The 15,294-nt window shown below is 55.4% G+C and carries 14 protein-coding genes; 3 read left to right on the top strand and 11 right to left on the bottom strand.

All coding sequences use genetic code 11. From position 1 onward, the window contains the following. Positions 1 to 128: 128 nt before the first annotated feature. The 8 genes from F3I21_RS00070 to F3I21_RS00035 form a co-directional block, all read right to left on the bottom strand. Complete coding sequence (locus tag F3I21_RS00070; protein WP_150057840.1) at positions 129 to 1,211, bottom strand: acyltransferase family protein; 1,083 nt, start codon at positions 1,209 to 1,211, stop codon at positions 129 to 131. 412 nt (positions 1,212 to 1,623) lie between these two features. Beyond that, on the bottom strand, positions 1,624 to 2,376 hold the full coding sequence (gene tcyN / locus F3I21_RS00065; protein ID WP_021509905.1) for an L-cystine ABC transporter ATP-binding protein TcyN: 753 nt from the start codon (positions 2,374 to 2,376) through the stop codon (positions 1,624 to 1,626). Then, positions 2,373 to 3,041, bottom strand: coding sequence for a cystine ABC transporter permease (gene tcyL / locus F3I21_RS00060; RefSeq protein ID WP_058757420.1), 669 nt, complete (start codon positions 3,039 to 3,041; stop codon positions 2,373 to 2,375). The genes tcyN and tcyL overlap by 4 nt, the downstream gene beginning before the upstream one ends. Continuing rightward, positions 3,041 to 3,841: a cystine ABC transporter substrate-binding protein gene (tcyJ, locus tag F3I21_RS00055; RefSeq protein WP_021509903.1), complete on the bottom strand. Its 801-nt coding sequence runs from the start codon at positions 3,839 to 3,841 to the stop codon at positions 3,041 to 3,043. The genes tcyL and tcyJ overlap by 1 nt, the downstream gene beginning before the upstream one ends. Before the next feature lie 150 nt (positions 3,842 to 3,991). Further along, on the bottom strand, positions 3,992 to 4,978 hold the full coding sequence (locus F3I21_RS00050) for a D-cysteine desulfhydrase (RefSeq protein ID WP_150057838.1): 987 nt from the start codon (positions 4,976 to 4,978) through the stop codon (positions 3,992 to 3,994). A 131-nt stretch (positions 4,979 to 5,109) separates the two neighbouring features. After that, positions 5,110 to 5,613: a flagella biosynthesis regulatory protein FliZ gene (gene fliZ, locus F3I21_RS00045; protein ID WP_031280184.1), complete on the bottom strand. Its 504-nt coding sequence runs from the start codon at positions 5,611 to 5,613 to the stop codon at positions 5,110 to 5,112. Between the two features lie 49 nt (positions 5,614 to 5,662). After that, positions 5,663 to 6,385, bottom strand: a complete 723-nt coding sequence (locus tag F3I21_RS00040) for an RNA polymerase sigma factor FliA (RefSeq protein WP_021509900.1) — start codon at positions 6,383 to 6,385, stop codon at positions 5,663 to 5,665. Positions 6,386 to 6,528: 143 nt separating this feature from the next. Next, a complete protein-coding gene (locus F3I21_RS00035) occupies positions 6,529 to 7,497 on the bottom strand; it encodes an HNH endonuclease signature motif containing protein (RefSeq protein ID WP_150057836.1) in 969 nt (322 codons plus the stop codon). Positions 7,498 to 7,817: 320 nt separating this feature from the next. Between F3I21_RS00035 and rfbA the strand changes: the two genes are divergently transcribed. Genes rfbA through rfbD form a run of 3 tightly spaced genes read left to right on the top strand, consistent with a single transcriptional unit; the run spans position 7,818 to position 10,100 of the window. Then, complete coding sequence (rfbA, locus tag F3I21_RS00030) at positions 7,818 to 8,684, top strand: glucose-1-phosphate thymidylyltransferase RfbA (RefSeq protein ID WP_150058548.1); 867 nt, start codon at positions 7,818 to 7,820, stop codon at positions 8,682 to 8,684. Position 8,685: 1 nt separating this feature from the next. Then, positions 8,686 to 9,234: a dTDP-4-dehydrorhamnose 3,5-epimerase gene (rfbC, locus tag F3I21_RS00025; protein WP_021509897.1), complete on the top strand. Its 549-nt coding sequence runs from the start codon at positions 8,686 to 8,688 to the stop codon at positions 9,232 to 9,234. Next, positions 9,219 to 10,100 carry a dTDP-4-dehydrorhamnose reductase gene (gene rfbD / locus F3I21_RS00020; protein ID WP_088517719.1) on the top strand — a complete coding sequence of 294 codons (882 nt, stop codon included), beginning with the start codon at positions 9,219 to 9,221 and terminating at the stop codon, positions 10,098 to 10,100. Before rfbC ends, rfbD begins: the two co-directional genes overlap by 16 nt. Positions 10,101 to 10,132: 32 nt before the next feature. Here the strand turns inward: rfbD and F3I21_RS00015 are convergent, their stop codons facing one another. The 3 genes from F3I21_RS00015 to F3I21_RS00005 all read right to left on the bottom strand — a co-directional run. Then, complete coding sequence (locus F3I21_RS00015) at positions 10,133 to 11,284, bottom strand: DegT/DnrJ/EryC1/StrS aminotransferase family protein (RefSeq protein WP_058757416.1); 1,152 nt, start codon at positions 11,282 to 11,284, stop codon at positions 10,133 to 10,135. 184 nt (positions 11,285 to 11,468) lie between these two features. Next, positions 11,469 to 14,981 (bottom strand): glycosyltransferase, encoded by a 3,513-nt coding sequence (locus F3I21_RS00010; protein WP_150057834.1) that lies wholly within the window; start codon positions 14,979 to 14,981, stop codon positions 11,469 to 11,471. Between the two features lie 170 nt (positions 14,982 to 15,151). Next, the coding region (locus F3I21_RS00005; RefSeq protein WP_255467564.1) for a flagellin at positions 15,152 to 15,294 on the bottom strand (143 nt) is incomplete at its 5' end.

Raw genomic sequence — 15,294 nt, 5'->3', positions numbered from 1 at the left:
AATGGAGATCGGTGAAGGACACCGCAGGTTGCAATAAGGCCGTAGCGGCGCTATTCATTGTGCGATGAATCGCGCCGCTACGAAACGTTCCGTCGTTTTTGTACCACTTTAAAACTTACCTGCGCACATCACGCCACCGACTTACTGCGTTTCAAACCAATCAGCGTCGGGAACACAAACAGCGACTGCCCCAGCCCGCGGTTGGTCAGTGACCACACCGCCACCGAACACAGCGAACAGATGCCAACAATCGCCAGCGGATAGAAGCACGCCCACAGTAGTGCAAACCACGCCTGCTCAAACAGATGATGGCGCTGCGCAAACAGAATCGCTGACATGCCGAAGAACTCAATAAAAATGCGGTGGATAACGTAGATCTGCAGCGTGTTGCGGCCAATCCAGTTGAAGTAACGCATGCTGAAATGCGCGTTGAGCCAGCGGCACGCCGCCACGCTCACCAGCACCGCGATGATGCACATGAACAGGCTCTTATCGAGGCCAAAAATCACGTGCATACCGGACAGCGCCGCCAGCGCGGCCCACGGCACAAGGTTCTCGCGGCGCAGCTGACTCAGGCGCAACATCAGCGGGCTCCAGAACGCGCCCAGCAGGAAGAACAGGAAATACTGTGCCACGCTCTGCGGTCCCCAGTAGGGAATGATCTTCTCCACCGCCAGATAATTCAGCACCACCGCCGCCACCAGCAGCGCCACTTTGTGCTGACGGAAGATTTTGGCGCACAGGAAGTAGATCGCCAGACCGTACAGGTACCACGAGGTGCTCATCGCCAGGAAGGTCAGCTTAAGGAACTCCAGCAGCGAACCGGCGTAAGCCGCGTTGAGGTTCTGCGAGATACGCTGGCCGGTGATTTCAGTCGAAATGCCGACAATCGACCACCACTGAATAAAGCCCCACAGCACGTAGAGATAGAACAGATTGGTAATGCGGCTGGTAAATACCTGTTTCCACGGCCGGTTGAGAATGCCGTTGGTGGCAAGCAGGCCGGAGACGAAGAAAAAGGCGGGCATACGCAGCGGTGATAACACCGTATTAAACTGCACCCATATTTCCGCCGGGATCCAGCCGGCGCTGAGATATTTAACCGTGCCTTCAAAGCCCGGTAATACGGTGTGATACAGCACCACCAGCAATATGCACACCCCTTTCAGGGTATTCACCCATGCAATATCTTCTTTCCTGGCGTTATTCATATTTTTGACTCCTGCTGCGGTGTAGGTCTTAAAGGAGAAGAATGAAGAATCAGGCAGTGAAGCCTTTATGGTTATTCAACGATTATTCAACAAGCAGCAGGGACTGACTCTAGCGAAACTCCTAAAACTTTTTCGCTGGTCCTGATATAACAATACTTTACAGTACCAGAGATAAATTGACCGCCCGGCAGGTTAGCCGTGAATAGCTGTTATTTAAGCCTTCATGGCATAAATTGACGGTGCGCCGCGCACGTAATGCCGCGTGGAAATTAAGAACATTCCGCAGCGGAGTAAACCAGCATTAATTATATCGCCGGGAAAAAAATTTATTAATGCGTCAAAAAGGTAAGCGCGGTATTTAATATTTTGCTAGAGGAAAAATAATTCGGGCCAGCGAACCGGCCCGGAGAGATTATTGATTGAGAAACTTGTCGAGAAATTGCCGGGTGCGTGCCTGCTGCGGATTGCTGAACAGCGCTTTAGCCGGGCCCTGCTCCACGATACGCCCCTGATCCATAAAGATGGCGCGATCGGCGACGTCGCGCGCGAAGCTCATCTCATGCGTGACGATCACCATGGTGCGTTTCTCCTGCGCCAGCGCGCGGATGGTGCTGAGCACCTCGCCCACCAGTTCAGGATCCAGCGCCGAGGTTGGCTCATCGAACAGAATCACCTGCGGACGCATCGCCAGCGCCCGGGCAATTGCGACGCGCTGCTGCTGACCGCCGGAAAGCCGGCGTGGAAAACTCTCTTCCTTACCGTGCAGACCAACCTTCTCCAGCAGCGTGCGCGCGCGCGCAATGGCTTCCGCCTTCGCTTCGCCTTTGACGATCACCGGCCCTTCAATGATGTTCTCCAGCACCGAACGGTGCGGGAACAGGTTGAAGTTCTGGAACACAAAGCCGACCTGCTGGCGCAGCTGCCGCACTTTATCCTTCTGCTTATGCAGGCCGAGGCTGGCGTCGATGCTGATGTCACCGACTTTGACCTGGCCGCTTTCCGGAACTTCCAGCAGATTAATACTGCGCAGCAGCGTGGTTTTGCCTGAGCCGCTCGGACCGATGATCGCCACCACTTCGCCGGGCGCGACATCGAGGTCGATACCGTGCAGCACCGTCTGGCCGTGAAACTGTTTCACCAGCTGACGGACTTCAATTGCACTCATCTTGCCTCCCGATCCTGACGATTGACGTGCGCTTCCAGCCGGTTTTGCAGCGCCGACAGCACCGTGGCCATCACCCAGTAAATCAGCGAGGCCGCCAGATACATGGTGAACACTTCCAGCGTGCGCGAGGTGATCAGCTGCGCCTGCCGGAACAGCTCCGGCACCTGAATGGTGGCCGCCAGCGAGGTATCTTTCACCAGGCTGATAAAGCTGTTACCGAGCGGCGGCAGCGCGGTGCGCGCCGCCTGCGGCAGAATAACGCGACGCAGCGTCTGCCACGGCGTCATGCCGATACTGGCCGCAGCTTCCCACTGACCGCGCTCAATAGCCGCAATCGCGCCACGCAGCGATTCCGAGGCATAGGCCGCGGTGTTAAGTGACAAACCAATCATCGCCGATGGAATCGGGTCGAGCTCAATGCCAAACTGCGGCAGACCGTAGTAGATCATAAACAGCTGGGCAATCAGCGGCGTGCCGCGAAAGATCGACACATAAAAACGCGCCAGCCAGTTAACCGGCCAGAAGCGTGACAGGCGCATCAGCGCCAGCACGAAGCCGAGTATCAGGCCGAAGAACATCCCGCCGATACTCAGCTGCAGCGTGAACAGCGCGCCCTTCAGCAGAAAAGGTGCTGAATCCAGCACCAGCTGTAAACTTTCCTGCATTATTTCGTGACGTCCGCGCCGAACCACTTCTCAGACAGCTTGCTCAGCGAGCCATCCTTCTGCATGTCGGCAATGGCACCATCAATCGCTTTCAGCAGCGATTCATTGCCTTTACGCAGTGCCACGCCCGCTTCCAGACGGGAGAAGGCCGGGCCCGCCACCGCCATGGTATTGCCGGTTTTCTTCACCAGATCCAGCGCGGCTAAGCGGTCGACCAGAATGGCATCCACGCGGCCTGAACGCAGATCCTGATATTTGGTCGGGTCATCGTCATAGGTACGGATATCGACGCCTTTGACGTTGTCGCGCAGCCACTGCTCATAGTTAGAACCGAGACCCACGCCGACTTTCTTGCCGGACAGATCTTCCGGTTTGGTGATGGAGCCCGCGTTTTTCTTCAGCGTCAGCGCCTGCACGCCGGAGATGGTGTACGGCGTGGAGAAATCATACTTCTTCTTGCGCTCGTCGGAGATGGTCACCTGGTTGATCACCACGTCGATACGTTTGGAATCCAGCGAGGCCAGCATGCCGTCCCATTTGGTCGGTTTGAGATCCGCTTTCACGCCGAGGTGTTTTGCCAGCTCCTGGGCAAACTCGACTTCAAAACCGGTCAGCTTGCCGTTTTCATCCTGGAAGCTGAACGGCGGATAGGTGCCTTCCAGCCCGACGCGCAGCTCACCTTTGCTCTTGACCTGCGCCAGCAAATCTTCTGCCGCAAAGCTTTTTACGTTCACGCCCGCCACCAGTGCGACCGCCATCATTCCCATCACCAGCTGGCGACGAATCGGAGAGAAAGCCATGTTTACCCCATTATTGTGATGTGTTGTGTGCTTATGGTTAATTAACGCACATTTTGGGCGCGGCGTGCTTTATCTCGCAATAAAGGGTGCCGCTCCGGCATGTGCTCTTTGTAATAACCGCTGGATTATAAACCTTTTTTTGCTGCTGTCTCATACCGAAGGATGATAAGCAAATAACGCCGGTGCGCCGCCGGTATGCACAAACAGCAACGGCCCTTCCCGGCGGAAACGGTTCTGGCTGATGCCATCGATCAGACCCGCCATCGCTTTGCCGGTGTAGACCGGGTCGAGCATAATGCCCTCCAGCCGCGCCAGCAGGCGCACTGCTTCCATGCCTTCGTCATTGGGTTCGCCGTAGCGCGGCGCAAAATAGTCATCCCACAGGGTTATCGGCGCACGTGCTTCCAGCTCCAGCTGCTGTGCCAGCGCGCTGCGAATGCGCTCAACCACCGGCAGCTGCGCCTCGACCTTGCGCGACACCGTCACGCCCACCAACTCGCTATTCGGCAGCAGCTGTTCCAGACCGACCGCCAGCCCGGCATGCGTCCCGGCACTGCCCGACGCCACCACCACCGCAGCGAAATCCACCACGCCTTCGCTTTGATGGGCGATCTCCTGCGCGCATTCGACGTAGCCGAGTGCGCCAAGCGCATTCGAGCCGCCCACCGGCACAATGTAAGGCCGGAAGCCCTGCGCTTCCAGCCGTTCTGCCTGCTCTGCCAGCTGCTGCGGCGGATTGTGCAGCGCATCAACCATCACGACCTCGACATCCATCAGGTCCAGCAGCAGGCGGTTGCCGTTGCTCAGGTAGTTGGCGGCGTCGGTGCCAATCGGGTTCTCCAGCAGCGCCACGCATTTAAGGCCCAGACGCGCCGCCACGGCTGCCGTCTGGCGCACGTGGTTGGACTGGATCGCGCCGGCGGTCAGCAGCACATCGGCGCCTTCACGCAGCGCATCGGCCGCGAGAAACTCCAGTTTACGCAGCTTGTTACCGCCCAGCGCCACCGGCGTGACGTCATCACGTTTAATAAAGATATCGCGTCCGAGGTAATCAGACAGGCGTGGCAAATGCTCTAACGGCGTCGGTGCGCCAAGCAGTTCAAGACGGGGAAACTGGTGCAAAAGATGTAAGGACAATGCAGCCTCCATTCGGGCAATGTGCAGTTATCCCTACAGTGTTGCAGAAGATGAGAAAAGTCGCATCCGGAATTGATCGCGACGCGCCCCGGTTGCTGGCATGCTCACCAGTAACCGGGGTTGAATCACCCTTAGCCGCGCTGCCAGCCTAAGAACTGGTCATATTTGCGCAGTGCAATACGGTAGTTATTGTTGCCCGCATCGGGCAGATCGTTTTGCAGACACTCATGCCAGCTGTTGCCCCGTAACCTTTCTGCCGGGAAATTTTTCGCTTTCAGCATGTCATCAAGACGACGCAGACGCACCACATATTCACGAATGGTACTGTGACTCATCTCGGTCTGCTCAAACAGATATTGTTTGAACGCCATGATATCGAAGTAATTCGGATGGGTATTACAAAAAATATCGCTGCAGAAACGGCACAGCGCCGTCAGTTCCGGCTGGAGTTTCATCCATACCTGATCGTCAATCATCTGGTCCATGCGTGCGATGGCCTCTTTATTGATGATCTGGCCGCGGAACACTAACGCCATACGGTCTAAAACTTTGCCACAGTGTGAACAGTTGCTTTGGCTGTGTTTGTAGTCTTTAAGGTAGCGACTTAACGGTCTGGCTTTAACTTTGGCTCCCATTGCTGAGTCCCCGGTTTTTTTATTTTTGGTTCCCCAGGAACTGAGTCTGTTAGCGCGCTCCCGTCAGACGGGCCCGCAGGCGTTTGATCGCCTGACTGTGCAACTGGCTGACGCGGGATTCCCCCACTTCCAGCACCGCGCCAATCTCTTTCAGGTTCAGTTCTTCCTGGTAGTACAGTGTGAGCACCAATTTTTCGCGTTCAGGCAACGCCTCAATCGCTTCAATCACGCGTTCACGCAGGTTTCCTTCCATTAACTGATGCAACGGGTTGGCTTCCTCATGCCCCTCCGTGACCAGTTCCGCACTGTCGCCGTGTTCTTCCCGATACTCGTCGTACGAGAAAAGCTGGCTGTTATTGGTATCCAGCAGAATCTGCCGGTACTCTTCCAGCGAAACATTCAACCGCTCAGCCACTTCCTGCTCGGTAGCCGCGCGCCCCAACGCTTGCTCTACCTGATGCATGGCGCCGGCCACCTCGCGCGCATTACGACGTACGCTGCGTGGTGCCCAGTCGCGGCTGCGCAGCTCATCCAGCATTGCACCCCGGATACGCTGCACGGCGTAGGTGGTAAAGGCGGTGCCCTGCAGCGCGTCATAGCGCTCCACGGCATTCAGTAAGCCAATACCACCGGCCTGCAGCAGATCGTCAAGCTCAACGCTGGCTGGCAAACGCACCTGCAGGCGCAGCGCTTCATGCCGCACCAGAGGAACGTAGCGCTGCCAGAGCGAATGTTTATCCATCACGCCATCGGCGGTATAGAGATCGTTCACGTTGACTACCCTGCGTTAATAAAGTTATCGGCATGATTATCCAATTCTGTAGCGGTTTCGATTGGCAGAATAGGCAGGCAAAAGCGAGGTTATTTCAAATTTGTTATGGATGGCGGTGGATCGCACCGCCATTGTGCGCAGGTTCAGCGCAGATTACGCAGCCGCTGCCTTGTGCCAGGCGGGACGGCGTCCCACAGCGCACAGGTTTTGCCCTCAAGCGCCTGATAAAAAGGGCTAATGGACTCGTCGCATTCCAGCGCGGAATTAAACAGCACCTGACCGGTTTCTGCGTCAATGCTAATCATTTTGTTGATAAACAGCCGCTGCAGGTCGCTGCGCAGGAACAGGCCGTTGTCGACGCTGTTATCCGCCAGGAAGCCCTCTTCATTCTCCTGGGTGTCGATATGGCAGGCTTCCACCCACGGCCAGCTGTGGCGCTCGGTTAAGCGCGTGCCGGTAATAATGCAGCCACCATAGCGCGCTTTCACCGCCGCGCTGAACTCCGCCTGGCTGGCGCGCTGGAACACTTTCGCCTTGACGCGCCGCCCCACTTCGGTACCCGGCATCACCGCGCTGGGCATTTTCTGCTGCGGCGTGCTGAGCACCACTAAAAACTGGATCTTGCGCGACAGCGGGAAACAGGGATGCGCCTGCGGATCGAACAGCTGCCAGTACTCATCCTCTTCGGTCTGACGCATCAGCACCAGCTTGAAACCGCGGCTGTTGAGCAGGTTTTGCGCTTCCGCCGAGCGGGGATCGAGCATCGCGTACACCCGGGTTTCGCCGATCACTTTCCAGCGTCCGCTTTTACGCGCTTCATCGTTACGACGAAAATAGAGAAACGCCTGCTGGTTTTTAAGGTAATGCTCGAAGCGGCGCAGGTAGTTTTTGCGCTCGTTATCGTCGGAGACGAACAGCAGATCCTCCAGCGGACTGTTCAGCTCCTCCTGCGCAAACAGCGCGCGGATCACCAGGTTGCGGTAGCTGGTTGACGGGCTGAGCAACCCGCGGGCGGTGAGCTCCTTCTCATCAGGATGCTGCTGCGCATAGCGCAGCGCGATCTCATCGAAGGTCAGTTGCTCACCCGGTAACAAGTCATAATTGAAGCGCATAGACACCCCAGAAACAGGAAAAATAGAGCGTAAAAATTGGAATGATTCTGAAGAGGGTTATCGGCAGTTCTGACCCAGGCTGTAACAGGATGGTTACTTTTTTGAGGTTATGATGCGCAAGGGGAAATCGTCTGCCGCACAACAGCCCAATTTGATTTAGCTCAGCAGGAATGCCCACGCGCTGCTTTTCTCTCCTTCCGCTTATCCTCGGCAATGCCCGCTTTTTTATCGGTTATTCGCGCCATCAATTATTCCTGCGCGCTCGTATGCTCACAGCATGACTCTGTGGAGAGCAGAGACGCGTAATAAGGAAGGCAATGATGAAAGGTATAGTGCTGGCGGGCGGGACAGGTTCCCGCCTGCATCCTGTAACCTGCGGCGTATCGAAGCAGCTGTTACCGGTTTATGACAAACCGATGATTTACTATCCACTTTCGGTGCTGATGCTGGCAGGCATTCGTGACATCCTGGTGATTACTACCGCTGAAGATCTGGCGGGATTCCAGCGTTTGCTGGGCGACGGCAGCCATTTCGGCGTCAATCTGCAGTTCGCGGTGCAGCCATCGCCCGATGGCCTGGCGCAGGCCTTTATCATCGGTGAGTCTTTTATTGCCGGTGAGTGCTGCGCATTAGTGCTGGGCGATAACATTTTCTTTGGGCAAAGCTTTGGTAAAAAGCTCGAAGACGTGGTTGCGCGCCCTCAGGGCGCTACGGTATTTGGCTATCAGGTGATGGACCCCGAGCGCTTCGGCGTGGTGGAGTTTGATAAGCAGTTCCGCGCGCTGTCCATTGAAGAAAAACCGCCACAGCCAAAATCGAACTATGCCGTCACCGGCCTCTATTTTTACGATAAAAACGTCTGCGCCATGGCGCGGGAAGTTCGCCCTTCTCCCCGCGGCGAGCTGGAAATTACCACCCTCAATCAGATGTATCTCGACGATGGGTTGCTCAACGTCGAAGTGCTGGGACGTGGCTTTGCCTGGCTCGACACCGGTACCCACGAGAGCTTACTCGAAGCGTCACACTTCATTCATACCATTGAAAAGCGCCAGGGCTTCAAAATTGCCTGTCTGGAAGAGATCGCCTGGCGCAAGCGCTGGATCGGCAGCGAGTCGCTGCTGCAGCGCGCCGCCTATCTCGGCAAAACGCAGTATGGTCACTATCTGAAGATGCTGGTGGAGGAGTGAGATGGAGGTCATCACCACGAAAATTGCTGATGTCAAAATTATCCAGCCTAAAGTGTTTGGCGATGCCCGCGGCTTCTTCCTCGAAACCTTTGAGAAGCGGCGTTATCAGCAACTGCTGGATATTGACCTGGATTTTGTGCAGGACAACTACTCCCGTTCGGCGCGTAACGTGCTGCGCGGGCTGCATTTTCAGAAAACCCAGCCGCAAGGCAAACTGGTGCGCGTGGTACGCGGCGCGGTATTTGACGTTGCCGTCGATATCCGTGCGGATTCGCCCACCTTTGGCCAATGGACCGGGCTGGAGCTGTCTGAAGAGAACAAAACCCAGTTGTGGATCCCGCCGGGTCTGGCACACGGTTTTGTGGTGCTCTCCGAGGTCGCTGACTTCGAATACAAATGTACTGATTACTACAACCCACAGGATGAAGCCTGCCTGATGTGGAATGACGCTGAAATTGCGGTGCAATGGCCGGTAGCGACGCCTCTGCTATCGGTAAAAGATCAACAAGGACTCTCGCTGCAGGAGTTAGTGCAATGCGCGTTTTGTTAACCGGTGCTTATGGCCAGCTTGGCCGTTGTTTACTGGATCGGGTGCCGGCAGAGTGGATCCTGCTGGCCTGTGGCTCTGCCGAGTTAGATATTACCGACCGCCCGGCGGTCGAACGGGTGGTGAAGAAATTCCGTCCCGATGTGATCATCAATGCCGCCGCGTATACCGCGGTCGATAAGGCAGAAACCGACCGTATCCGCGCCATGAAGGTCAACGCCATCGGCCCGGAAAATCTCGCCATCGCCGCTCACCAGCAGGGCGCCCGCTTGATTCATCTCTCCACCGATTACGTGTTTGATGGCAGTAAAAAAACGCCTTATACCGAAAACGATCTGCCCTGCCCGATTAATTTCTACGGCCTGAGCAAATGGGAGGGTGAGAAACGCGTATTCTCCGTGCTGCCGGACGCCGTAGTGATTCGCACCTCGTGGGTGTTCAGTGAGTACGGTGCAAATTTTGTCAAAACCATGCTGCGGCTGGCAGAAACCCGCAGCGAAATCAGCGTGGTGAACGATCAGTTCGGCTGCCCGACCTATGCCGGCGATCTGGCACAGGCGATTATTACCCTGGCATCCCGCGCGGAAGCCGCCGGCGTTTATCACTACTGTGGCGATGTGGCGGTCAGCTGGTGCGAATTCGCCCAGGCGATTTTTGTGGCCGCGCAGCGGGATGTGCTGGTGAAAGGGATTGGCAGTGCGCAATATCCGATGGCGGCGGCAAGGCCGGCAAACAGCGTACTGAATACTGCGCGGATAGCGGCGCTGGGGGTTGAGGCATCGGACTGGCAAAATCGCGTGCAATCCGCCTGCTTAGCCGGTGATTCAGCCACCGTTCAGCCCGTTCCTGACATCACCGCCCTGCAATAAATATAAAACAAGGCGTCTCAGACGCCTTGTTATTATCCCACCAGAGGTAACGCGCGGCTTGTTAGCTTTTGCTCAGCCAGGCGGTGAATGATTTGCACAATATTGTCAACTTCGGTCAATGCTAAGCCAGGATAGACCGGCAAACATAACACGCGCTGAGACATTTGTTGTGCAATCGGTAAGGCCGCTTCATCAGCACTGGGTAATCCACGATACATCGGGAAACTGGTGATCAGCGGATAGAAATAACGACGGGCAATAATGTTGTGCTCACGCAGATGAGCATAAAGCTCATCACGACTCAGCGGAAAATCTTCCGTTACCATCACCGGCAGATAAGAGTAGTTCCATTCAACATCAGCCGGAATATGCGGCAGCGTAATGCCATCGATTTCCGCGAGCAAATCATAATAGTGCGCCTGAATACGCGCCCGCTCCGCTAATGCCTGGTCGATGTGCTTTAACTGCAGCAGGCCAAAGGCCGATTGCACCTCGTTCATTTTGCCGTTAATGCCGGTCGCCACAATGGTGGTTTCATCTGCAAAGCCAAAATTCTTCAGGTAATCGATGCGCTTTTTGGTTTTAGCATCCGGGCAGATAATTGCGCCACCTTCAATTGTATTGAAAACCTTCGTTGCGTGAAAACTTAAAATCGACAAGTCACCATAATTCAATATGCTGTTGCCGTTTTTACGTACACCAAAGGCGTGAGCAGCATCGTAAATGACTTTCAGCCCGTACAGGTCAGCGATGCGCTGAATATTCTCCACGTCGCACGGATTGCCGTAGCAGTGCACCGGCATAATGGCTGTGGTTTGCGGTGTAATGGCCTGCTCTATTTTGGAGGCATCAATATTACAGCTTATCGGGTCGATATCGACAAACACCGGGGTTAACCCATTCCACAACAGAGAATGCGAGGTGGCGACAAAAGAATAAGGTGTGGTGATGACTTCACCGGTAATACGCAACGCCTGCAGCGCCGTCAGCAATGCCAGCGTGCCATTGGTAAATAAGCAGAGATGCTCAACACCTAAATAGCGTGCCAGTTCCTGTTCAAGTTGCTGATGGAAGGGCCCGCCGTTGGTCAGGACTTTATTCTGCCAGATCTGTTCAAGGTAAGGCATGAACTCTTCCAGCGGTGGCATAAGCGGGCTGGTTACATACACAGGTTTATTATTCATAATCGTTCACCTCAGCAGAGTGCCTTTTCACACCAACTCACCTTTGAAGGTTGATAGCCGGGTCATTCCCTGCAGAACAGGTATTCGCCTCAGCCAGCGATGAGGCGGTGCATGACCGCAGAGTGTGGTGTTATCCAGATAGATTGAAACTGCATTGACCTGCTGCGGTGCAGCAGGTCAAAAATTAACGCTTCAGCGTCCAGGCTTGTGACCAGCTTTGCAGGTTCTCGCCTTCCAGCATCCAGTCCTGGCGAATTTCCTGCTGCAGCCTGGCGCCCATTTGGGCACTCGCTGCGGGGTCCAGCAGATGCATATTGATGGCGTCCACCCAGTCTTTGTGGCGGTTCTTCACGCGCGTGACGGTTAAATCACCGCGATAACACGCCACATCACTGCAAATCACCGGAATGCCGCAGGCACCATATTCCATCAGGCGCAGATTACTTTTACAGGTGTTGAAAAAGTTATCTTCGACAGGCGCTAACGCGAGGTCGAGATTAAGCGAAGCCAGTTTGGCCGGATAACGCTCAATTTCTACACCGTGGTGATATTCATGAATAAAAGGCCGCAGCTTTGGCGGGCACATGCCAAAAAACACCCATTCAACGTCATTAGCAAAATGGCGCACCACATCGACAATCATTTCCAGATCGCCGGTATGACTGGAGCCCCCGGCCCAGCCAACGCGTGGTTTTTTTCCCTGATTGCGCAGCGACTGCAGCTTGCCCCACCAGTCATGCGAAAGACGGTTTTTACGCACCACAATATCGTGGTGCATATCCGCGAACGCTTCGGCTAGGGGTTCGGTGGATACGACAAAGCGATCCATATAACTCAGGCTGCGCCGCATCAGTTTTTTAACATCGTTGCCAAACTGTGAGCGATGATGATTTTTGAGCGGAATATTGGGCAGGTAGTCGTCGAGCTCATAAATTTTGAACGCCTGCGTATGCTTACTGACTTTCTCCAGCCATTCATGGAACTCCGCGTCAATCCGGCGCTGGAAAATCAGGCTATCAGGCGCGAAGCGATTGAGCTCGGCAACATTAATCAGCGTGGAGGAGAGTTTGCCATCCACCAGGCCGGCATCGCGCATCGCCTCATAGGGCTTGATGATGCGATAGTAACCACAACCGGCAAAATCAGCCATGAAAGGCATCACCACCGGCAATGGCCGCCACGAAAGCGGACGCCATGTCAGTTCGCTGTCGGAGGACACGCTAAAGTTGATGTTATTGAGCGTCAGGTTGGGGTTATACGCCGGATCCTGGGTCACGATGGCCTGCCATTTCTGCAGCTGACGATCTTCCTCCTGGCTTCGACTCTGCGTGTCGATCGTCAGTTCAGGATTAACCTGCCGCAGCATACGCACGTACGGTGTCCAGACCGTCATCAACCCGGCTTCGCGCACGCGCAGACAGAAGTCGACATCGTCGAAATGCTGCAGCGTCTCATCCAGACCCTCAACGGCGCGAAACACCTCGGTACGCACCATCATCAGATCGCCTGACACCGCGCTGTAGTTCTGGTCGGCTTGCAAACGCGCCATGTGTCCTGCGGTTTCATGGCTCTCACCATAGAACGGCTCACCTACCAGGCCGTTAATCCCCAGCACATAACCGGCGTGGCGTACCTGACCATTTGCGTAGATTTGCCGGGCGCCAACAATAGCGACTTCCGGACGTTGTGCATGGTTAAGCAGGTTTTCCAGCCAGCTGTTATCAAGCATGGCCAAATCGCTACTCAGCAGCAGCAGGTAATCGCCTCTGGCCACAGCGGCGGCGGCATTGACCATTCTGGCGCGATGAAAACCGCCCTCAATCTGCAATGTGCGAATGCGTGCCGGGTCGATCTCAGCGATACCGCGCAGCCATTCGTCCTGGGCGGCACTTCCGCCCTGAGCAGAAACCAGGAGCAATTCATAATTCTGTGAGGCGGTTTTTTCCATCAGTGAGGTGACGCAACTCACCAGGTTCGGGAGGTGATTACTCACCAGAACGATGATGGAAACCGGGGCCGACTGCGGGTGACCATAATGCAGCTGATAAACATTATGTGGGCTCAGGCTGACATCGGCCTGTGCGTAGCCGCGGTGCTGCAGGTGGGTGCGGATGAGGGCGCGCTCTTCATCCACCGGCTGTCGTAATGAGGCGGTCTGCACTAACGGCTCAGCCAGATGCCCAATCACATTAAAAGGCTGGCTTTCGATGGTGCGCAGAATCACGTCCAGTTCAAAACAGCCCGGCCAGTGCGTGGCAAACCCGCCAGTCTGTTGCAAAAATTCGCGGCGGAACAGCCAGTGGCAGGCCATTCTCGATGGGTTACTGAGCAGCAGGTCAAGATTAAAGTCAGGGCGGAAGGATGCGCCAACCGGACGGCCATTGACCGGATACACCTCATCGGCATAAATCAACTGGCAATGACCGACCTCCGGCAGCACCGTTCCCAGCGCCTGCAAACCTGAGGTATACAGCTGACTGCCGGCCCGTAATACTATCAGCCAGTCGAAATGTCCCTCTTCGGTCAGCGTGTTGAGCGCAGCAACTACCTGATTGTCGCGCACATCAATACGCTGCACAGAGGCCGGAATAAACGATTGATACGGTGCCGCCAGCACCACCGGCTGCAGGCTCAGGCCGGCCACAGAGACATCCAGGCTGGCCTGTGTCAGCAGCCACTCGGTCTCAGTCGCGTCGCGCACATCAATCACCACGGCAATACGTGCGACCGTCTGACTGGCAAGATGCTGTGCAATCAGCTGTTGTTCGATGGGCCGCAGTGTGCGTTGACGGAACCACTCGGCAAAATGGCTCTCTACCCGCGCATTCTGCAGCGCCGTTGTCAGGTCAAACGGCTGGAAGTCCTGCTGGCTGCGCAGCGTGGCGTGACGAATCCAGCCCTGCGGCAGCTGCTCATCATACCAGCCCAGTTTTTTGATCTCTTCCGGAAAGCGCTGGTGAGACTGACTGGCTATATTGCCATCGAGGCGCGCTTCCTGACTGGTTTGCTCACGCGAGATACGAATCTGCGCCAGCACCTGCGGTAAATAGACCAGATGACCATGACGTAGCAAGCGCAGGTAAATCACCAGATCGGCAATGAACGGTAGCCCTTCATCGATCAACGCATGCAGCTCGCGCGGTTCGTCCACCAGCTTGCGCAGCGCCGCGCTGCGCACTAAAACGGCACTGGGTTCACCGATAAAGTTGTTCAGGAAATCAGCCTGCCAGCGGGCCATATCCTGACCATGAAAAATCGTGTCTTCTAATACCGGCGATACGCTGTAAATCTCGTCTGCCATCGCTTTACCGACGGAATCAATGCGATTACGTCTGGCTGTCGCCATCACCGCTTGCGGCACCTGCGACAGCGCCGCGACTAATTGCGACACGGCCTGCGGCAGAAGTACATCATCATCATAAAGGAATTTTACGTATTCGCCTTTGGCGCGACGTATTGCCTGACTGAGGTTGGCGATTTCGCCTAATGCGGGATGATGATGCTGGTAATAGATGGGAAATTTACTGTTTACCTGATACGCACTAACAATATCCTCGATTTTTGCATCAGGGCAATCATCGCCAATGATGATTTCACAATGAGGGTAATCCTGTGCTAATGCACTTTTCAGCGCCAGTTCAAACCAGGTGGCTTTATAAGCAGGGATGATTATGCTTACCAGTGCGTTCGCGTTCATTGTCGGTTGTATCCTCAGCCTCGGCGATAACTCACGTCTGTGTGACGTCTCTTTCAGCTCAGAATACGCGGCGCGCCTGGAAACAATCGCGCCATTATCCAGTAAAAAAGCGGTTAATCCCGCCCATAAAAAAGGCCCCCAGTTGGGGGCCTGATCTGCGTAAGAAAGAATTAACGCAGCAGAGATAGCATGGTCTGTGGCACCTGGTTGGCCTGCGCCAGCACCGAAGAACCTGCCTGCTGCAGGATCTGCGCGCGCGACATGTTCGACACTTCTGTCGCGTAGTCAGAATCCTGAATACGGCTGCGCGCAG

Origin of the sequence: Pantoea sp. B_9, from assembly GCF_008632015.1 — a bacterium.
GTDB classification, from domain to species: domain Bacteria; phylum Pseudomonadota; class Gammaproteobacteria; order Enterobacterales; family Enterobacteriaceae; genus Pantoea; species Pantoea dispersa.
Note: the sequence above shows the minus strand (reverse complement) of the source record. Positions and strands in the feature narration are given on the sequence as shown.

Coding starts and splice junctions, on each gene's coding strand:
- F3I21_RS00070 (WP_150057840.1), bottom strand. CDS start 1,211: ATGAATAACGCCAGGAAAGAAGATATTGCATGGGTGAATACCCTGAAA.
- tcyN (WP_021509905.1), bottom strand. CDS start 2,376: ATGAGTGCAATTGAAGTCCGTCAGCTGGTGAAACAGTTTCACGGCCAG.
- tcyL (WP_058757420.1), bottom strand. CDS start 3,041: ATGCAGGAAAGTTTACAGCTGGTGCTGGATTCAGCACCTTTTCTGCTG.
- tcyJ (WP_021509903.1), bottom strand. CDS start 3,841: ATGGCTTTCTCTCCGATTCGTCGCCAGCTGGTGATGGGAATGATGGCG.
- fliZ (WP_031280184.1), bottom strand. CDS start 5,613: ATGGGAGCCAAAGTTAAAGCCAGACCGTTAAGTCGCTACCTTAAAGAC.
- F3I21_RS00035 (WP_150057836.1), bottom strand. CDS start 7,497: ATGCGCTTCAATTATGACTTGTTACCGGGTGAGCAACTGACCTTCGAT.
- rfbA (WP_150058548.1), top strand. CDS start 7,818: ATGAAAGGTATAGTGCTGGCGGGCGGGACAGGTTCCCGCCTGCATCCT.
- rfbC (WP_021509897.1), top strand. CDS start 8,686: ATGGAGGTCATCACCACGAAAATTGCTGATGTCAAAATTATCCAGCCT.
- rfbD (WP_088517719.1), top strand. CDS start 9,219: ATGCGCGTTTTGTTAACCGGTGCTTATGGCCAGCTTGGCCGTTGTTTA.
- F3I21_RS00015 (WP_058757416.1), bottom strand. CDS start 11,284: ATGAATAATAAACCTGTGTATGTAACCAGCCCGCTTATGCCACCGCTG.
- F3I21_RS00010 (WP_150057834.1), bottom strand. CDS start 14,981: ATGAACGCGAACGCACTGGTAAGCATAATCATCCCTGCTTATAAAGCC.